The sequence below is a fragment of the Lysinibacillus sp. OL1 genome, assembly GCF_004332175.1.
In the GTDB taxonomy this organism is placed as follows: Bacteria; Bacillota; Bacilli; order Bacillales_A; family Planococcaceae; genus Lysinibacillus; species Lysinibacillus capsici.
This window is the reverse complement of sequence record NZ_SJDS01000007.1, coordinates 124,762-143,262: the sequence shown is the minus strand read 5'-3', so window position 1 is coordinate 143,262 and position 18,501 is coordinate 124,762. Positions and strand designations below refer to the sequence as shown.

General features: G+C 36.7%; 17 protein-coding genes and 1 other annotated feature (1 of these 18 only partly in view). Of the genes, 8 read left to right on the top strand and 9 right to left on the bottom strand.

Features of this window, described 5'->3' with window-relative positions; translation table 11 throughout:
• Window positions 1-14 precede the first annotated feature (14 nt).
• From thiM to thiE, 3 genes are read left to right on the top strand one after another with little or no spacing between them, the layout of a single operon-like run.
• Window positions 15-782, top strand: coding sequence for a hydroxyethylthiazole kinase (gene thiM, locus EW028_RS14100; protein ID WP_131521334.1), 768 nt, complete (start codon window positions 15-17; stop codon window positions 780-782).
• On the top strand, window positions 770-1,594 hold the full coding sequence (thiD, locus tag EW028_RS14095; RefSeq protein ID WP_131521333.1) for a bifunctional hydroxymethylpyrimidine kinase/phosphomethylpyrimidine kinase: 825 nt from the start codon (window positions 770-772) through the stop codon (window positions 1,592-1,594). Before thiM ends, thiD begins: the two co-directional genes overlap by 13 nt.
• A complete protein-coding gene (thiE, locus tag EW028_RS14090; protein WP_131521332.1) occupies window positions 1,584-2,228 on the top strand; it encodes a thiamine phosphate synthase in 645 nt (214 codons plus the stop codon). Before thiD ends, thiE begins: the two co-directional genes overlap by 11 nt.
• Window positions 2,229-2,298: 70 nt before the next feature.
• Here thiE and EW028_RS14085 read toward each other — a convergent pair whose 3' ends face one another.
• From EW028_RS14085 to ezrA, 5 genes are all read right to left on the bottom strand, one after another.
• Window positions 2,299-2,517 (bottom strand): alpha/beta-type small acid-soluble spore protein, encoded by a 219-nt coding sequence (locus tag EW028_RS14085; protein WP_004226165.1) that lies wholly within the window; start codon window positions 2,515-2,517, stop codon window positions 2,299-2,301.
• 145 nt (window positions 2,518-2,662) lie between these two features.
• A complete protein-coding gene (gene thiI, locus EW028_RS14080; protein ID WP_131521331.1) occupies window positions 2,663-3,871 on the bottom strand; it encodes a tRNA uracil 4-sulfurtransferase ThiI in 1,209 nt (402 codons plus the stop codon).
• The gene (locus EW028_RS14075; RefSeq protein WP_131521330.1) at window positions 3,872-5,023 is read right to left on the bottom strand and encodes a cysteine desulfurase family protein; all 1,152 of its coding nucleotides are present in this window, start codon (window positions 5,021-5,023) and stop codon (window positions 3,872-3,874) included.
• A gap of 105 nt (window positions 5,024-5,128) precedes the next feature.
• Window positions 5,129-5,596, bottom strand: coding sequence for a GNAT family N-acetyltransferase (locus EW028_RS14070; protein ID WP_131521329.1), 468 nt, complete (start codon window positions 5,594-5,596; stop codon window positions 5,129-5,131).
• Window positions 5,597-5,686: 90 nt separating this feature from the next.
• Window positions 5,687-7,387 carry a septation ring formation regulator EzrA gene (gene ezrA, locus EW028_RS14065; RefSeq protein ID WP_131521328.1) on the bottom strand — a complete coding sequence of 567 codons (1,701 nt, stop codon included), beginning with the start codon at window positions 7,385-7,387 and terminating at the stop codon, window positions 5,687-5,689.
• Window positions 7,388-7,550: 163 nt separating this feature from the next.
• Here ezrA and hisJ point away from each other — a divergent pair, with 163 nt between their 5' ends.
• Both hisJ and EW028_RS14055 read left to right on the top strand, forming a co-directional pair.
• Window positions 7,551-8,345, top strand: a complete 795-nt coding sequence (gene hisJ / locus EW028_RS14060) for a histidinol-phosphatase HisJ (RefSeq protein WP_131521327.1) — start codon at window positions 7,551-7,553, stop codon at window positions 8,343-8,345.
• A gap of 25 nt (window positions 8,346-8,370) precedes the next feature.
• Complete coding sequence (locus EW028_RS14055) at window positions 8,371-8,850, top strand: GAF domain-containing protein (RefSeq protein WP_131521326.1); 480 nt, start codon at window positions 8,371-8,373, stop codon at window positions 8,848-8,850.
• Window positions 8,851-8,939: 89 nt separating this feature from the next.
• Here the strand turns inward: EW028_RS14055 and EW028_RS14050 are convergent, their stop codons facing one another.
• The gene (locus tag EW028_RS14050; RefSeq protein ID WP_227744954.1) at window positions 8,940-10,718 is read right to left on the bottom strand and encodes a GGDEF domain-containing protein; all 1,779 of its coding nucleotides are present in this window, start codon (window positions 10,716-10,718) and stop codon (window positions 8,940-8,942) included.
• A 573-nt stretch (window positions 10,719-11,291) separates the two neighbouring features.
• Here EW028_RS14050 and rpsD point away from each other — a divergent pair.
• Window positions 11,292-11,894, top strand: a complete 603-nt coding sequence (rpsD, locus tag EW028_RS14045) for a 30S ribosomal protein S4 (RefSeq protein ID WP_016991579.1) — start codon at window positions 11,292-11,294, stop codon at window positions 11,892-11,894.
• A gap of 700 nt (window positions 11,895-12,594) precedes the next feature.
• Here the strand turns inward: rpsD and EW028_RS14040 are convergent.
• Both EW028_RS14040 and EW028_RS14035 read right to left on the bottom strand, forming a co-directional pair.
• On the bottom strand, window positions 12,595-13,455 hold the full coding sequence (locus EW028_RS14040) for a CPBP family intramembrane glutamic endopeptidase (protein WP_131521324.1): 861 nt from the start codon (window positions 13,453-13,455) through the stop codon (window positions 12,595-12,597).
• 2 nt (window positions 13,456-13,457) lie between these two features.
• On the bottom strand, window positions 13,458-13,922 hold the full coding sequence (locus EW028_RS14035; RefSeq protein ID WP_193767385.1) for a TetR/AcrR family transcriptional regulator: 465 nt from the start codon (window positions 13,920-13,922) through the stop codon (window positions 13,458-13,460).
• Window positions 13,923-14,804: 882 nt separating this feature from the next.
• Here EW028_RS14035 and EW028_RS14030 point away from each other — a divergent pair.
• Both EW028_RS14030 and EW028_RS14025 read left to right on the top strand, forming a co-directional pair.
• On the top strand, window positions 14,805-16,010 hold the full coding sequence (locus tag EW028_RS14030) for an iron-containing alcohol dehydrogenase (protein ID WP_004226138.1): 1,206 nt from the start codon (window positions 14,805-14,807) through the stop codon (window positions 16,008-16,010).
• A 139-nt stretch (window positions 16,011-16,149) separates the two neighbouring features.
• Complete coding sequence (locus EW028_RS14025; RefSeq protein WP_131521322.1) at window positions 16,150-16,953, top strand: cobalamin-binding protein; 804 nt, start codon at window positions 16,150-16,152, stop codon at window positions 16,951-16,953.
• Window positions 16,954-17,000: 47 nt separating this feature from the next.
• Here the strand turns inward: EW028_RS14025 and tyrS are convergent, their stop codons facing one another.
• Window positions 17,001-18,269, bottom strand: a complete 1,269-nt coding sequence (gene tyrS, locus EW028_RS14020; RefSeq protein WP_131521321.1) for a tyrosine--tRNA ligase — start codon at window positions 18,267-18,269, stop codon at window positions 17,001-17,003.
• An 83-nt stretch (window positions 18,270-18,352) separates the two neighbouring features.
• Window positions 18,353-18,501: a binding site (T-box leader), on the bottom strand (it continues 60 nt past the right edge of the window).

Below are 18,501 nucleotides of genomic sequence, written 5' to 3'. Positions count from 1 at the left end.
AAAGGAGGACTACAATGATTTTTCAAACAATTCGTCAACAGCAACCACTTATCCATTGTATTACCAATTATGTAGTGGCAAATTTTCAAGCAAATGGTTTATTGGCGATAGGTGCTTCACCAGTAATGGCCGATGACTGCCAAGAGGTAGAGGAGATGGTGGCCATTGCTCAAGCATTATTAATTAATATTGGAACACTTAATGATCGCACAAAAAGTGCCATGTTATTAGCAGGCGAAAAAGCCAATAAACTTGGTATTCCTGTTATTTTAGATCCTGTCGGAGTTGGAGCCACAACTTATCGTAAGGAAACCGTAAGATACTTACTGGAAAACATACAATTTGCGGTGATTCGCTGTAATCTCGGCGAGCTAGCAGCAATAGCTGGTGTAAATTGGCAACAAAAAGGTGTCGATAGTGGTCATGGCACTATCGCTATGGAATTAGAAGCCACATCATTGGCTCAACGCTATCAATGCATTGTTATTGTCACAGGAGAACACGATTTTATAACTGATGGCAAGCATAGCCAATGGATTGCTGGTGGTCATCCACAAATGACGGAAGTAACGGGTACAGGTTGTTTACTTAGCGCAATTTGTGGCGCAGCCTATAGTGTAAGCCATAATCCTTACCAACAATTAACAGAAACACTTACTTACTATAAAAAAGCAGGTGTACTGGCATCCGCATTTACTGCAGACATTGGTGATTTTCAAATAGCCTTACTCAATGCTATACATCGCTTATCAAAGGATGGTGCAGCTTCATGCATATTGTAACAACAATCGCTGGCTCAGATAGTGGTGGTGGCGCGGGTATACAGGCTGATTTAAAAACATTTCAGGAATTAGAAGTGTTTGGTACTTCTGTTATTACTGCTCTAACTGCTCAAAATACTTTGGGTGTAACAGGTGTTTGCCCGATTGACGTTTCCTTTATAAAAAAACAATTAGAAGCCTTAGTAGAAGATTTTCCAATCGCTGCGATTAAAACAGGAATGCTTTATTCCTCAGAAATTATCACAGCAATTGCACACAAGATCAGGGAGCTAAACATTCCACTGATTGTTGATCCAGTGATGATTGCAAAAGGTGGGGAAAGCCTATTACAGCCAGAAGCTATCGATGCCTTACGCTCAACTTTATTACCACTTGCTACGGTTGTTACGCCCAATATACCCGAGGCAGAGACACTTACTGGGAGATCTATTCATCATTTTGAAGATATGAAAGAAGTAGCTCAAAGCTTGTTACAGCTAGGTGTACAATGTGTCATCATTAAAGGTGGTCATTTAGCAGATCCACTTTATGCCATTGATTACGTATTTTTAAAAAATGGGCGTTCTTTTTCGATGCAGTCTCCTCGCATCCAAACAAAAAATACGCATGGTACTGGATGTACATTTTCCGCAGCACTTACTGCTTTTCTTGGACAAGGATTTGCTCTGGAAAATGCCATTATAGAAGCTAAAAAATTTATTCAATTAGCTATTATGTATAATTTATCGATTGGAAATGGTCATGGACCCACTAATCATTTTGCTTATCAACAGCATAAGGAAGCCTGTGAGGTGATTATTCATGAAACGTGAGGATTTGCAGCTTTATTTTATTATGGGTACGAGCAATGTTCCTTCTCAAGAAGAACCTATCTATATCCTCGAAAAAGCCTTGCAAGCAGGCATTACAATGTTTCAATTTCGTGAAAAAGGTCCTCACGCATTAACGGGACTTGCCTATGAACAGTTTGCACGCCAATGTCAACAACTATGTCATCACTATAATGTGCCCTTTATCATTAATGACGATGTTGATCTAGCGATACGACTCGGAGCTGATGGTGTTCATATCGGGCAAGATGATTTACCTGTAGGTGTAGCACGTAAAAGAATTGGGAACATGATTCTTGGTGTATCTGTCCATAGCGAGGAAGAATTGCAAATAGCTATGAACCATCAAGCTGATTATGTCGGCATCGGCCCAATCTTCCCAACGTCCTCTAAAAGCGATGCTCAACCACCATGTGGCACATCTTTTTTACAGGAGGCTCATTCTCTGCATCCTGAATTACCAATTGTAGCAATTGGCGGAATAAATTTCGCAAATGCACATTCTGTATTTCAAACGGGGGTTGATGGTGTTGCGGTTATTTCAGCTATTTGTCAAAGCAAAAATGTTGATTATACAGTAGCTACATTTAAATCCCTATCTTGTATAAATAAATGATCAATAAACAAACTAAAACCAGTGCCTTTTACGGTCACTGGTTTTAAGTTTATAAATGCTTAATCAGCATTTATTGGTTGTTGTTTGGCATACCTTTTAATTGAGATTCTGCCATTTGTACAAGACGTTTAGTGATTTCACCACCAACGGAACCGTTGGCACGAGCTGAAGCTTCAGCTCCTAATTGAACACCAAATTCTTGTGCAATTTCGTATTTCATTTGATCTAGTGCTTGTTGTACACCAGGTACTGCAAGCTGGTTTGAACTACGGTTGTTGTTTGAAGCCATGTTTCTCACCTCCTTGTGAATATAGAATGTGCGATATTAGATTTTTAATACAAAAAATTTAGAGGTAAATTGTACCTCTATTGGAATAACGCTATCCATACAAAAAAGCCGTCTCAAAATGGGCTTTGAGACGGCTTTTAAATCCTTATAGTAGATCTGCAAATTTATCTTGCTGTTCCTCTTTCTTAGGGAAAATATAGACCTCGCGATTCTTCACTGCTCGCTCGATCAATTCATCAAAGTCAGAGAAGCTTTCATAATGCTCAACCTTTTCAAGCTTCGGTTTTGTTTTTGGACTAGCTGGTGTAAAAATCGTGCAGCAATCTTCAAATGGCTGTATAGATGTTTCGTATGTGCCGATTTTTTCCGCAATATCAATAATTTCTAATTTATCTGTTGAAATCAGTGGACGAAGGATAGGTGTATTTGTTACTGCGTTTATTGCTGTTAAGCTTTCAAGCGTTTGACTCGCTACTTGTCCAAGACTTTCACCCGTTACAATAGCAAGTGCACCAATTTCCTCACGCACCTGATCAGCAACCTTCAACATCATTCGGCGAGTTGTCGTCATCGATACATTAGAAGGTACTTTTTCTTTAATAAGAACTTGTATTTCAGTAAAAGGAATGACATGCAAACGAATACTAGCACCAAATTTTGTTAATTCATTGGCAAGCACTTTAACCTTTTCCAATGAATTTTGGCTTGTATAAGGTGGACTAAAGAAGTGAATAGCCTCTAATCGCACACCACGCTTCATCATTAAATAACCAGCAACAGGGCTATCAATACCACCAGATAGCATTAATAAAGACTTGCCATTTGATCCTACTGGCATTCCACCTGCACCAGGTAAGACTTGTGCCATCATATAAGTTGCATCATGGCGAACTTCTACACGTAGCTCAATATCAGGCTGCTTCACTTTAACAGATAAATTTTGAAATTGCGGTAAAACATAGCCACCGATCTCACGTTGGATGGCATGAGATTCTAAAGGAAATGTTTTATCAGTACGTTTTACCTCTACTTTAAATGTATGGGGCTCGTCTTTAAATGTCTCCATAATCGTGATAGCGAGCTTTTTCATACTGTCCATATCTTTTTCGCATGCAGCGACAGGACTAAATGATTGAATACCAAAAATTTTAGGTAAACCTGTAATTAGCATTTGCATTTGTGCTTCGTCTTCTATGGCAATAAACATACGGTCACGTTCTGTGCGAATATGCAGTTGTCCTAAATCTGCAAAGGCATGACGAATATTTTCACGTAAACGGCGGATAAAATCCATTTTGTTGCGACCTTTTGTAGAAAGCTCACCATATCTAATTAAAATTTCTTTCCAAATCATTTACTTATTTTCTCCTTTGAGTTCCAACATTACTTCTGCTAGTACTTGTTTAAAGTTTTCTATATCTTCTATTGTGTTATGTGCGCCAAAGCTAAGGCGAATCACGCCTTTTTTATAATGCTCATCAAGGTGAAGCGCCTCGACGACATGACTTGTTTTCGTTTGCTTGGAAGAACATGCACTTGATGTCGACACAATGACACCACGTTTTTGCATAGCATTAATAATGACTTCCCCTTTTAAATCACGAACACTAAATGACACAATATGCGCAGCTCCCTGTGGGGTTGATAAAACATGGACTGCTTCGCCATAACTTTCTAGCTGAGTTCGGATTTCATCATGCCATTGACGGTATTTTTTTGTGCGTTCATTCATGGTTTCAACAGCAAGTCGAGCCGCTTTCGCTAAAGCAACAGCTTGCGGAACTGCTACAGTACCACTACGCATACCAAATTCCTGACCTCCACCAAGAGCAAAAGGCTGCCATCTTATGGGTTTACGGAATGCTAACACTCCTGAGCCTTTAAAGCCATGAATTTTATGGCCAGAGATAGAAATACAGTCAGGTCCTTCTTCTTTAAAGGATATTGCTAATTTTCCAAAGCTTTGCACAGCATCAACATGAAAGACAGCACGACTCATTTCATGAATCATTTTTGCTGCTTCCTTTATAGGCTGAATTGCACCCATTTCATTATTCACATGCATGATGCTAACTAAAATTGTTTCTTTTCGTATTTTAGTACGAAGCTCATCTAGAGAAATCACACCATTTCGATCGACATGAAGATATTCAACATTATAGCCTTCTTTTTCAAGTTGTTTCATTGTTTCTAACACTGATGGATGTTCGATTTCAGTCGTTAAAATATGCTTTCCTATATGCGTATTACTACGTGCTATGCCAAAAATAGCTGCATTATTTGATTCTGTACCACCTGAAGTAAATAGCACATTTTTTGCCTCTGTCTGCAAAATATCTGCTACTTGCTCACGCGCACGTATTAATAAATCATTTGCTTCAACACCCATAGCATGGATGGAAGCAGGGTTGGCATAATACTGCTCATTCACAACCATAAATGCTTGCATAACCTCTTTTAAAGGCTTAGTTGTTGCACTATTATCTAAATAAATTGTATTAACCATAACTTTTCACACACTTTCAAAACGTTGATTTAACGGTATTTATCATAACGCAATCTTTGGCGATTGACCACTAACTTTAACGATTATTTAATTTTTAATTGAATCCTACATTTTTTTCACCATCGTGACAAACTCTGTTGGTGTACTAAATTCAATTGCTTTAACAAAACCAAATTTTTCATAAAGATGGATTGCTCTCTTATTAAATAGGGCAACAGTTAAACGTAATGGCAGCTGATGTTCTTCCTGAACTGTTTGAACAATAAACGAAAAAAATGCCGTTCCTAATCCTTGACCCGTTAGATTTGGCTTCAACCCAATTCCAATATCTATACAGTATTCTTCATACGCACCAACACCTTTCCCTTTTGGCACTTGGGCTGCTTTACCTGTACAATAATAGCCAATTAATTCACTATGATTATTAAAGATCGCAAAGTAAGGATTATCAAGCATTTCTTGTATATTTTCACCCGATAATTCATTATTGTAAAAATCGTAAGGTGTTACATATTGCCATTGTAAAATTTCACTTACGAAATGTTCATTCATTTTTTTGATCGACAGTTTCATACTGAATCACATCCTAATCTAAGCAATAAATAGAAAGCTGTCTAAAAAGTAATCGCTATACTTTTTAGACAGCTCAAAAATTTTTTTGAATTATTTTGCTATGAAATCTTCGGCAACCATTTCTTGAATACGCTTTAAGGCACCCGGCTCCATTTCTTCCACTGCTGTACCTGCTTCTTCTAAAGCCTTTGCATAACGGAATTGATGGAAAGCCTCTTCTGCTTCTCTTAAACGTCCGTTCAATTTTGGGTTCGATGCGCGATGGCGATTACCGTATTGAATAATACGCTCAATGAGCATCACATTTTCGATTAACTCATGTGCCTTTACTCTAACATCCTCTACACAGAGTGTAGCTGCATTTAGATTATTATGAACAGTACCCATATTAAGTGGTACTTCTTGCAAGCTTTGCATGACAACATAGATGTGCTCTGCTGCCTCATCGAGTCGTGCATCCATCTCCTCAGGAATTCCTGGAATATTTGCCTTGTTCAATAAACGGTCAGTATCCTGTAATATTTTCTTTAAGTTTTCGACTTGAGCGCGTGCTTTATTTTCGTCTATTCGAAGTTTCTTCATTGTATTCGATAGATGACCTTGTTCTTCATGAATTCGTTCAAGCTCTTCACTAATTTCGATTAACTCTTCCTGTAAGCTAGAATAAGCCGATTTTTCTTCCCTGACACGCATAGCTAATAGATCATAGCGACGTTGCAGCGCTTCCAATTGTTTTAAAGCGGCTTTTGGAATTTCGGCATCCTTTTCATTTAAATGATAACTTTGCTGTACATAAGTTGCCTCGTCATTCACTAATTTTGTTGAAGAAATGACATTGGTAATAGAGCTTAATAAACGGTCACAATTTTGATCTACATAATTTTTAGCAATAACCTCTTTTTCAAGTAAATCATAAAAATGATCGATTTCTTCATTTATTTCTGTGACACGAGGTTTAACAACTTTTAAATTCAGCTCTGCAAGTTCGAGTTTTAATGCATCAAATTCTTTTTCATATTTATTCAGTGCATCTGTCAATTCTAAATGCTGTAAATAGTAAGATTGGTCTTCCATTTCACGCTGACCATTACGCAATTCCTGCACCGCACCTGGTAGCTTTACTTGAATTTCCGTTAAGATGGTTGGAACATCATTAATATATTCGAATGTCTGCTGTGATTCTTGATTTAAGCTAATGACAATTTCTCGCGCTTGCAAATAATTACCTTCATTTGTTAGGACATCGAACTCTTCAAATTTTTGAACAAATGTCTCTAGCTTCTTCTCTAATGCAGGTAATGCTACACCGAATGAATGCTGATGAGCCAGCAATGTCTTTCTTGCAGAGCGATAGTATTCTTTTAATTGTTCGATTTCAATTCGATTTTTTTCTTCGCTGCCAATTAATTCATTCAGTTCTTCTAAAATTTTATTTTTATCTTGGTCGCATTTCTCAATGTAATCTTCAATTTCACGTTCTATTAAAGTTGCCCTTTTAAAACGAAGTCGATTAATTTGATCCTCAGCATCAAATAGGAGAGAATCGATTTTAGTCATATGTACGTCGATGACTTCATCCCAAGTATTGCGCCATCGTTCAAACATTTCTTCCGTTTCACCGTTCATGTTTAAAGATTTTACTTTTGAAATTTCTTCATTTATAGGATTATGTTGTATTTGTAATTTTTCATTTTCTAGTTTTGCAATAATTGCAACATGTTTTCTTCGCATCATAAATCCTACTATGGCTAAAATTAATAGTAGGATAATCGGAATGATGATATACTCCATCGTAAGCCTCCTATTCTACAATAAACGAATTGGCTAGTTGTATTTATTATATACTATGTTTTCGCCTTTTGTACTAAAATTTAAGTGTTTTTCAGAAAACTGTATTTTCGCTATTGTGAAATATTTAAATAGCGTATCTATAGAGCTAAAGGAGTGGTAAATTATGAAACGTGATGGGCATATACATAGTCCTTTTTGTCCACATGGCACTACGGACTCATTCAAGCAATATATTGAAAAAGCAATTTCTCAACATTTCACAGATATAACATTTACAGAACACGCCCCATTGCCCAAAAGTTTTGTCGATCCAACCCCGCAACAAGATAGTGGCATGAATCCTGATGATCTCATGTCTTACATTGAAGAATTGCAACATCTGCAACAACAGTATGCACAAGATATTCGTATCCGCATCGGACTAGAAGTTGACTACATCCAAGGCTACGAACAAGAAACTCGTCAATTCCTTGATACCTATGGACATCTTTTAGATGACGCTATTTTATCAGTCCATTTTTTAAAATGGCAAGATACCTTTGTATGTATCGACTTTTCTTCTGAATGCTTTATTGATTTTTCTAAAAAAGTTGGCTCTGTTGAACAGGTATATGATTTATATTATGATACTGTCCTACAATCGATTAGAGCAGATCTTGGTCCATACAAACCAAAACGGATTGGGCACCCATCACTTATTCATAAATTCCAACTAGCGCACAACGAAAAAATCAATGACACCCCACGTATCAAAGAAGTATTAGACAGCATGAAATTCGCGGGCTATGAATTAGATTTAAATAGTGCTGGTTTAAGTAAACAATATTGTCAGGAGCCTTATCCACCATTTGCTCTTATCAATTATAGTCAAACTATTAAACTACCATATGTATTTGGTTCAGATGCACATTGCACAGAAGATTTACATCAACACTATAATGTTATATTACCAATATAAATAACTTTTAAACGAGGTGCTTAATATGTTTACACAAATTAATTACGAAGGATCAATTGCTGACCAATATCTGACATTATCAAAACAATTGGATGCACTATTAACTGGTGAAACCAACCAAATCGCCAATTTAAGTAATGCCTCTGCCCTGTTAAATCAATTTTTAACGAACATTAACTGGGTTGGTTTTTATCTCTTGCAGGATAATGAACTTGTGTTAGGGCCATTCCAGGGTCTTCCTGCCTGTGTTAGAATTCCTATTGGGCGTGGTGTTTGTGGTACAGCTGTGGCAACAAGAGAAACCGTTGTTGTAAAAGATGTACATGATTTTCCAGGGCATATTGCCTGTGATGCTGCATCGCAGTCTGAAATTGTTATACCGCTAATAAAGCAAGGTGAAATTATTGGTGTGTTAGATATCGATAGCCCTATCGTGAATCGATTTTCAGAGCAAGATCGTAATGGCCTAGAGGCTTTTGTTAAAACACTCCTTAATCATTTATAATACAATATTAAAAATTGCCCTGAAATGTTTTATATTGTCATTTCAGGGCAATTTATTTAAACAACCATTTACGTTTTGCTTTATCAATCCTATGAATTCGTTTGGAACGATCCATTGTGAGTACAAAAGCGATTTTTCCCGCTGTTTTTTGCTTCATACAACGCTGTATCTGCATGTAAAAACACAGATTGGAATGCTGGTCGATCTCGCTCATCCCATGTTATAAGACCCGCAGAAATGGTTACTTGTGGATCTGTGGCATTTGGGATGACTTCCACAATGGTTGATGCTAATTCCAAAGCTTCTTTTTCATCGATGTTGGGGACATAGACAGACATTTCTTCTCCACCCCATCTTGCACAAATCCCCCGGCTTCCAATAGTCTCTTTTAATTGAACCGCAATCTGAACAAGAATTTTATCTCCAACTTGGTGACCATACGTATCATTAATGCGTTTAAAATTATCAATATCAATTAACAAGAACATACCCGATTGATCATATTCAAGTGATTTTTCTACAAACTGATCGAGGTAACTGCGGGCATACAGTTTCGTTAAATGATCCAAATCGACCATTTCCTGAAGCTGTGTTCGTAAAATTGAGTTTGCAATGGCTAACGATGAATGGTGAATTAAAGATTGCATTAATTTGAAACTATCGAATGAAAAGAAATATGGCTCTTTATGTAAGACGATACTAAAACCATTAATCTTTTCCTCCATAAGTATAGGAATCGCCATAATAGAGCGATACTCAATTTGATTAGGAGTTAGACGGCTGAAATCGGCAACAAATAGTGGATCATTCGTTTGAGCAAAGTGTTGTTCAACATGTTTTATATAACTTTGACCGTTTTCTGAATGGAACAAGGAGGTACTTGCACCTGTTATTTCAAATGTCTCGTGTTTTTTAAATGCGAAACATACTTCCATTGGCTGAAAGGATTTCAGTAACTGCTTTTGTAGGAAAAGTAACATTTCATGAATGTCAATTCGCATATTTAAACGATGCGAAGTTTCATTGATGAGTTGTAAGTCACTTACGAGGCGATGCGATTGATGATATAATTTTGCATTTTCAAGTGCATTTCCTGAAGCTTGTGCCAGCATCCGTACAAAATCTTTTTCGGTTGTTGAAAAAAGATAAGTGGTGGGAGCACTTACTTGCAAGATGCCATAAATAGCTTGCCTGCCCTTAATCGGTGCATTTAACAACCGACAATTTAAATCGCTCGCTAACTCTGTCGTTAACTCTCCTGATACAAAGGCTTCAATTGTAGCAGGTCTTTCTGATAAATAATCAAAAAGCTTAATATCGATGGTCGTGTGTCGATCTTGATCATTCGATAAAATAAGCTCCACATTAAACTCTGGAAAATTATCCCGTATATTTTTTAATACATTTTCTAAAATTAAATCAATATCCATTGTTGAATGAAACAAATCAGTCATGTTATATAGTTTTCTATATTGGTCTTCATTTATTTTGACATCTAAATTGTCTCTAATCATTTGAAGAACCTTTGAAAGTATTTCTATACACTCTTCACCATACTCCGAGGTCATAAAGTCTGTCCAAGACTCTGTTGCCTCCACAAGTAATATACCAATGGGATTTTTGCCCTCTGCTTGGAAAAGCACCATATCTGTCATCATTGAATAGGCCTGTCTTGCTTTCAAAATATAAGGAATTTTCACTACTTTTTGTTGATAAAAACTAGCTTCGATCATCAGCCATGACACAGCATTTAGCTTTGTTTCTATTGTTAATGAAGCCATTTCTTCGATTGGGATTAAAGAATTACCTTCAAAACTAAGAAAAGCAGCATTATCAATTTTCAAGCGCTTCTTTAGAAACTGTTTCAATGAACAAAAATACCCATTAAAACTAGTTTGTTCTTCATAAGAACTCACCCAAAAGCTCAAAACATCAGATTTTATATATTTTAGCGTTTGTAAATGGTCTGTCATGAAATCACCTTTTCTATATAACGTCCAAATCAATTACTATTAACTTATAATATATTATACATAATTTGTGTCATTTTGACTATGTAATTATCCCTTACTTTTACAATTTACATAACACAGCGTATCATTAACTATTTCCATATTATTTAAAATAGGTAGTGAGGAATTTCCTACTATGTTCTTTTATATTTTTTTACTAGCTAATAATTGACGTCCTTGTCCTAAGCAGTTACAATGGAGGTTGTGTAAAATAAACGCAGCAGTGGTATAAGCTTATGATTGTATTTTATTCCTCTATTTTCTGATGTACAACTACTTAGATGATCAGTAATGAAAATTAGATGGTGTATTGTGTAACCTAACGGCTGCATAGGCGAAAGTACATGAAAATAAAATGCGTGTAAGAACGGGTACTACTGGTTTTTGTTTTACAACAAAAAAACCAAATTTAAAGGAGGAGACAACAATATGTCTCGTTATACAGGTCCATCTTGGAAATTATCACGTCGTCTTGGTATCTCACTAAGCGGTACAGGTAAAGAAATCGAAAAACGTCCTTACGCACCAGGACAACACGGTCCAAACCAACGTAAAAAATTATCAGAATACGGTTTACAACTTCAAGAAAAACAAAAACTTCGTCATATGTATGGTATGAACGAACGTCAATTCCGTACTCTATTTAACCGCGCTGGTAAAATGAAAGGTGTTCACGGTGAAAACTTCATGATCCTTCTTGAAACTCGCCTTGACAACTTAGTTTACCGTTTAGGTTTAGCTCGTACTCGTCGTGGAGCTCGTCAATTAGTTAACCATGGTCACATCTTAGTAGATGGCAAACGCGTTGATATCCCATCATACAGCGTAAAACCAGGTCAAACGATTTCTCTTCGTGAAAAATCTCAAAACCTTGCTGTAGTAGTAGAAGCAATTGAAGTAAACAACTTCGTACCTGACTACTTAACATTCGATGCTGACAAAAAAGAAGGTACATTCACTCGCCTTCCAGAGCGTTCTGAATTATCAGCTGAAATCAACGAAGCATTCATCGTAGAGTTCTACTCTCGTTAATTAAATTGCTCTGCAAAGAGTAGTTTAGAAAACCCTAGAATGCCTTTTATATCAAGGCTCTCTAGGGTTTTTGCTTTTTATCAACCATGCTCAATCATGTATTAATTATTATATTTGGGGCTAATTATTAATGTTTTTGGTGGGCATATTTGTAAAGATGTTCAAGTAGGTTAGGAATAATATCCTATTCCTTTTTTATTTTGCCTCCCCCAAAAAACACCTGCCGTAGCAAGTGTTAATTTTTATTACTTTTCTTTATTCGTATCTTGTTTTGAGATTCCATTTCTTTACGTTTTTGCTCTTCTTCTAGTTGTTTTTATAGATACGTGGAGCATACGTTTTCATAAAGAAAGCATGCATACGTTGTTGAGTTTCAATAGATGGTATGGTGTTTTCAATTCATTCCCTCTTTCCCCATCCATCAGGAGTGGTCCTTTTATTCAAAGAGCAACACTATATACAACTATTATTTTTAGAAATTACTCAACTAATTCTACACTAAGTGTAGTAATCGCAAGTGGTGCTGTATCTTGAACTGTACCATTATAACCAACTTTTACCTTTGAACTGCATCTTAGATGTAAAACTTTCGAGATGCAGTTCAAAAATTTATTTTGGGCTTTTATTGCTTATTTAGTTTTTTGCTCATCACAACATCAATGTGTATTATAAGTGATTTAATTAATTACTGTTTTGAAAATTAATCATTACCTATTACCGTAGATTTTACTCCATACCCGCTCCTCATTTTTTTCCGTTTCACCCGCAATAACCATCCAACTACGAGATATAGACAAGTAGTTAAAATCCCTGCAGATGGGGAAACGAGAAATTCTTTTCCCTGAGCAAGTTTGATATAGCCATCGAGAATAAGTGGATTAACAAGTGCATCCTCAGTCATATGCATAAGGACAAGCGGCCATATACTCCTTGTCATTAAGTAAATTTCTGTGTACATCACTGTCCAGCAAATCATCGTGACGATACCTATTATTGTAAATAGCCATCTATTGACAGGAAGTACACTGATGATATCACTCTCTGATAAAAACACAAGAAAGTACGGGATATGCCATGTACCCCAAACACCACCAACAATTAGATAGAGCCAAAAATCATCCAACTTTAAATTTGAAAGCTTACTTGTCAGATAACCTCTCCATACGGATTCCTCGAAAAAGTTTTTAACGAATTGAATAAGTAATCCACTAAAAAACACAGATAATACAGTGCTTAGATTAAAGGCTGAAAAGTCCATCCAGTTGAAAACATAGCTAATTAAAAGTACTAAAGTTGTGACTGCTGGATAAATGAAAAGTGCAATGACATACCATTTTAAATTGCCCTTAAAATTAGGCAATAAACCTATATCCCGCCAACCATCTCCTGCGAAGGAACGTAACAGGATGGTTGCAAGCAGCGGAGATATGAGCCAAATTCCCATACCAAGAGTATCTCCCTGAGGCTGCTCTGGAATCAATTTATCCACTAACACACCAAACCAACCACACAGTAACACAACAACAATAAAGATCATTATGTTTCTCCGGGATGTTTTCATCTTCAATTAACCTCCTTGTTTTCAAGTATCGAAAGAATCCACATAATATTAGGACAAGGTGTTTCTGGATGTAGCGCAATATATTGAGCAATTCCTTGTATAGAACACCAAAATGACACTGCAAGGGCTTCTGGATTCCCTTGCCTGATTTCACCTAGCAATTGTCCCTTTTCAATTAAAGGGATACTCCTTTTTATTAATTTGTCTGCTTCAGCAAGCATTTCTTTTAAATCCTCTGACAAATGTTCAAGATGCTGGGCATTTTCCATCAATACAAACATTTTTGCAGCAGATGGATTTGTACAAATCATATTAAATAACTCCTCAACAACTACCTTAAACGTGTCCAATGGTGATTCATCAGTAAAGTGAAAATCCATTTTAAGTCGTTCACAGCCTATTCGAATAAGCTCTTCATAAAGTTTTTCCTTTGAGTCGAAATAATGAAAAAGCAATCCCATACTCATAAATGAATATTTAAAAATCCCTGCAAAAATACCTACTAAACGTAAAATTTTTTAAGAAGCTAATGGAACTTTTCTGTTTGGAATAAGTCAAATGTAGGAAATATTCAAAGTAAGAGGAGGATAATATGAAGCTTGATGAATTAGTTATGCTGATCTTAATTTAAGTGGACTAATAACATTTTTCATTGTTCCATTTGATAGGAATAATCCTTTTGAACATCCCTGCACTTTTTCAACGCTTTTCAGAGAAAATCTAATGCGGCTCATTTTCCATAAAAAGACGCTATTTGCGGTTATATTATGGATTCTCCTATTAACAGGTATTTGGTTTGGCTTTAAACAACAGGAATACCATATCAACGCTCATAGTGGAAATCCCCCTATTCACACAAATACAACAGCAATTATATATATGTGGATTATTCCTCTATACAATTGTTCTTTATTTACTACTTGCATTGACTACAACTTTCAAAGCTCAAAAAATAACCATTAATTCATCTAAATAATGACAATTTTATGTACATTAAAATAGTAATTGCATAGGGAAAAACAACTTAAACACTATCATTATAATCAATATAAAATATCAGTTATTTACTATGTATTCCAGCTTGATTTTAGAACCAATTCCTAAAAAATATATTTTACTTTTATAAAAAAACATTTAAAAAGTGTATTAAAATCAATATTCCTAGGCAATCCAATCGTACAGCCATCAATAAAAAGGTTCATCTTTTTTGTAAAATAATAACTTGGTAAAAAGGGAATATTTTAACAAAAATATGAGTTGAACTTTCACAAAAAATAGAATACGATGAATTGCGAAAGGTGGTTCACCATCATTCAAGCAATAATAATTTTTTAAAAGGGGTTGGAAATATGTCAGACGTTCTAAAGCAATTTGTTATGCCGAAAACAAACTTATTTGGACCTGGAGCAATTCAAGAAGTTGGTAAACGCTTAAATGATTTAGAAGTGAAAAAGACATTAATCGTAACAGATGAGGGTCTACACAAATTAGGTCTCTCAGAACAAATTGCTAACATCATTACAGCTGCTGGAATTGATGTAGCAATTTTCCCGAAAGCAGAACCAAATCCAACAGATCAAAACATTGAAGATGGCATTTCCGTGTATCATGCGGAAAACTGCGATTCTATTGTTTCTCTTGGAGGAGGCAGCGCACACGATGCAGCAAAAGGTATCGGACTTATTGCTTCGAATGGTGGACGTATTCATGATTATGAAGGCGTTGATAAATCACAAAATCCACTTGTGCCATTAATTGCAATTAATACAACTGCTGGTACTGCCAGTGAAATGACTCGTTTCACTATTATCACGGATACAGCACGCAAAGTAAAAATGGCCATTGTTGATAAGCATGTGACACCGTTACTTTCTATAAACGATCCTGAATTAATGATTGGTTTACCTCCTGCTCTTACGGCGGCTACTGGGGTTGATGCATTAACACATGCTATTGAATCATTCGTTTCTACGAATGCTACACCAATCACGGACGCATGTGCTGAAAAGGTACTTCAACTAATCCCTGAATATCTACCACGTGCCTATGCAAATGGAGCTGATATAGAAGCCCGTGAACAAATGGTATATGCACAATTTTTAGCGGGAATGGCCTTTAATAATGCATCACTTGGTTATGTTCATGCAATTGCTCATCAATTGGGTGGTTTCTATAACCTACCACATGGCGTGTGCAACGCTATTTTATTGCCACATGTTTGTCGATTTAATGTCACAGCACGTACAGAGCGCTTTGCTCGTATCGCTGAATTATTAGGAGAAAATGTAGAAGGTTTAAGTAAGCGCGATGCCGCTGAAAAGGCTATTACAGCTATTGAGAAGTTATCTCAAGATTTAAATATCCCTAGTGGCTTCCGTGAATTAGGGGCAAAAGATGAGGATATCGAGATCTTAGCAAAAAATGCATTGTTAGATGTGTGTGCTGAGACGAACCCTCGTAAAGCAACACTAGAGGATATCAAACAAATCATCACAAATGCAATGGGTCCTATTGTGAAAAAAGAAGAGTCACTCGAGGCAGTTGCCCTTTCTTAATCGACGGTTTCCTATAAGCCTATACAAAGGGTGGAGAAAACAAATGTTTTCTCCACTTTTTTATGGGCTCGATACACACACATTGTCTATCGTGGGAACTCTCGCTATACTTTTCTTAAAAAGAATAGGAGAAAACAATATGCGTTTAATTTCAATTTGTCCTAGCAATACAGAATTAGTCGCCTATTTAGGGCTGACAGACCAGCTCGTTGGAGTAGATGATTATTCCGATTGGCCAGCCTCAGTTAAAAATCTACCACAGCTTGGGCCTGATTTATCAATTAACATGGAGGCATTAGAGGCATTACAGCCTGATCTTGTTCTGGCTTCCTTGAGTGTACCGGGTATGGAAAAAAACATTGAGGCACTAAAAGAAAGAAATATTCCTCATATTATTTTTAATGCAAACTCCTTAGAAGAAATTGCGCAAGATCTTCTGACACTTGGGAAAGCTTGTCAAGTGGAGGAACAAGCAAAGACAATCGCTGAAGAGTACATGCATTCCATCGAAAAAATGTATTCCATTGCACGAACAATTCCAAAGAAACCTACCCTTTATTGGGAATGGTGGCCAAACCCTATTTTCACTCCTGGGAAAATAAATTGGCTAACAGAAATTAGCGCTCTTGCTGGTGGCATTAATCTTTTTCAAGATGTTGAGCTTGCTAGTGTTCAAACAGATTGGACAGATGTTGTTAAACGACAGCCTGACTATATCATGATGGCTTGGGTTGGTGTCGCATTTGAGCGTATCCAGCCTGCTAATTTATTAAAACGTCCATATGCCAAAGAGCTACATGCCGTTCAATCGGAACAGCTTCATGTAATGGAAGAATGGCTGTATTGTCGCCCTTCTCCACGACTTGTTGAGGGTGCTATAAAGCTTGCAAAAATACTGCATCCTAAAGAATATGAACAAATAAAACCTCCAAGTTTCTTATGATTAAAAAACCACATCCAGTGTTTTGGATGTGGTTTTGCAAATAGAAATTATATAAATTTCACCATATGATATTTTTTCTTACCTCGACGGACAATACTAAATGCATCCTCTAAACGATCCTTCGCATCGACTACATATTCTAAATCTGTTACCTTTTCACCGTTTACACTAATAGCACCATTTGATACATCTTCACGTGCTTGACGTTTGGAAGAGGAAATGCCAGCCTCCACAAGTAGATCCACAATGTTTTTATCATCTTTAGTCATTTCAATAGAAGGAACATCTTTAAAAGCGTCCTTCATTTCTTCAGCTGAAAGTGCTTTTAGATCTCCTGAGAACAAAGCAGCTGTAATACGGATGGCTTGCTCTAATGCCTCTTGACCATGTATTAAACGAGTCATTTCTTCAGCTAGCGCCTTTTGTGCCTTACGTAAATGTGGCTCCTCCTCTACAGAAACGGCTAAAGCTTCAATTTCTTCACGAGATAGGAACGTAAAGATTTTTAAGTATTTTATGACATCTGCATCAGCTGCATTGATCCAGAATTGGTAGAACTCATATGGAGAGGTTTTCTTACCATCTAGCCAAACAGCACCACCTGCTGTTTTACCAAACTTCGTGCCATCTGCCTTTGTTACTAATGGAATCGTAATTCCAAAGGCTTTCGTTTCTTCCTCGTGTGTTTTACGAATAACCTCTAACCCGGTTGTAATATTACCCCATTGGTCAGAGCCACCTACTTGAATACGGCAATTGTAGTGATTGTATAAATGATTGTAATCAATACCTTGAATTAACGTATAGGCAAACTCTGTAAATGAGATTCCTGTGTCAAGACGAGAAGCAATCGTATCCTTTGCTAACATGTAGTTTACGTTAATTAGTTTCCCATAATCACGTAAAAATTCAATTGTATTGATATTACCAATCCAGTCACGATTGTTCACAAGCTGAGCACCATTGCCATCTTCCGCAAATTCGAAAATACGTTCTAATTGACGACGGATTCCTTGAACGTTTTTATCGATCTGCTCTACTGTTTGTAATTGGCGCTCTTCTGAACGGCCAGATGGGTCACCGATCATCCCTGTCGCACCACCAACAAGTAAAATTGGACGGTGGCCCGCTTTTTGGAATCGACGAAGTGTTAACAATGGAACAATATGTCCAATATGCATGGAGTCAGCTGTTGGATCTACCCCACAGTATAAAGATACGGATTGTTCTTCTAATAATTTTGCCATGCCATCAGCATCTGTTTGTTGGTATAGCAAACCACGCCATTCTAAATCTTGTAATAATTCGTTTGTCATGTTCATTCCTCCTAAAATGGTTAAATTCGTTACGTGCATGGACATGTTTAAATAAAAAAAGTCCCTACACGCAAACAATTGCATGCAGGGACGTTAAGTTACAAACTAACGCGGTACCACCCAGCTTGAAGATGTCATCCACCTTCCACTTCATTCAGCCGCCTTTATCGCAGGCGCGCACGTCTAAGCTCCAAGCACGTAATTCGTCTCTACATTATGACCAGCTTTCACC

Coding starts and splice junctions, on each gene's coding strand:
- thiM (WP_131521334.1), top strand. CDS start 15: ATGATTTTTCAAACAATTCGTCAACAGCAACCACTTATCCATTGTATT.
- thiD (WP_131521333.1), top strand. CDS start 770: ATGCATATTGTAACAACAATCGCTGGCTCAGATAGTGGTGGTGGCGCG.
- thiE (WP_131521332.1), top strand. CDS start 1,584: ATGAAACGTGAGGATTTGCAGCTTTATTTTATTATGGGTACGAGCAAT.
- EW028_RS14085 (WP_004226165.1), bottom strand. CDS start 2,517: ATGGCTTCAAACAACAACCGTAGTTCAAACCAGCTTGCAGTACCTGGT.
- thiI (WP_131521331.1), bottom strand. CDS start 3,871: ATGATTTGGAAAGAAATTTTAATTAGATATGGTGAGCTTTCTACAAAA.
- EW028_RS14075 (WP_131521330.1), bottom strand. CDS start 5,023: ATGGTTAATACAATTTATTTAGATAATAGTGCAACAACTAAGCCTTTA.
- EW028_RS14070 (WP_131521329.1), bottom strand. CDS start 5,596: ATGAAACTGTCGATCAAAAAAATGAATGAACATTTCGTAAGTGAAATT.
- ezrA (WP_131521328.1), bottom strand. CDS start 7,387: ATGGAGTATATCATCATTCCGATTATCCTACTATTAATTTTAGCCATA.
- hisJ (WP_131521327.1), top strand. CDS start 7,551: ATGAAACGTGATGGGCATATACATAGTCCTTTTTGTCCACATGGCACT.
- EW028_RS14055 (WP_131521326.1), top strand. CDS start 8,371: ATGTTTACACAAATTAATTACGAAGGATCAATTGCTGACCAATATCTG.
- rpsD (WP_016991579.1), top strand. CDS start 11,292: ATGTCTCGTTATACAGGTCCATCTTGGAAATTATCACGTCGTCTTGGT.
- EW028_RS14040 (WP_131521324.1), bottom strand. CDS start 13,455: ATGAAAACATCCCGGAGAAACATAATGATCTTTATTGTTGTTGTGTTA.
- EW028_RS14035 (WP_193767385.1), bottom strand. CDS start 13,922: ATGAGTATGGGATTGCTTTTTCATTATTTCGACTCAAAGGAAAAACTT.
- EW028_RS14030 (WP_004226138.1), top strand. CDS start 14,805: ATGTCAGACGTTCTAAAGCAATTTGTTATGCCGAAAACAAACTTATTT.
- EW028_RS14025 (WP_131521322.1), top strand. CDS start 16,150: ATGCGTTTAATTTCAATTTGTCCTAGCAATACAGAATTAGTCGCCTAT.
- tyrS (WP_131521321.1), bottom strand. CDS start 18,269: ATGACAAACGAATTATTACAAGATTTAGAATGGCGTGGTTTGCTATAC.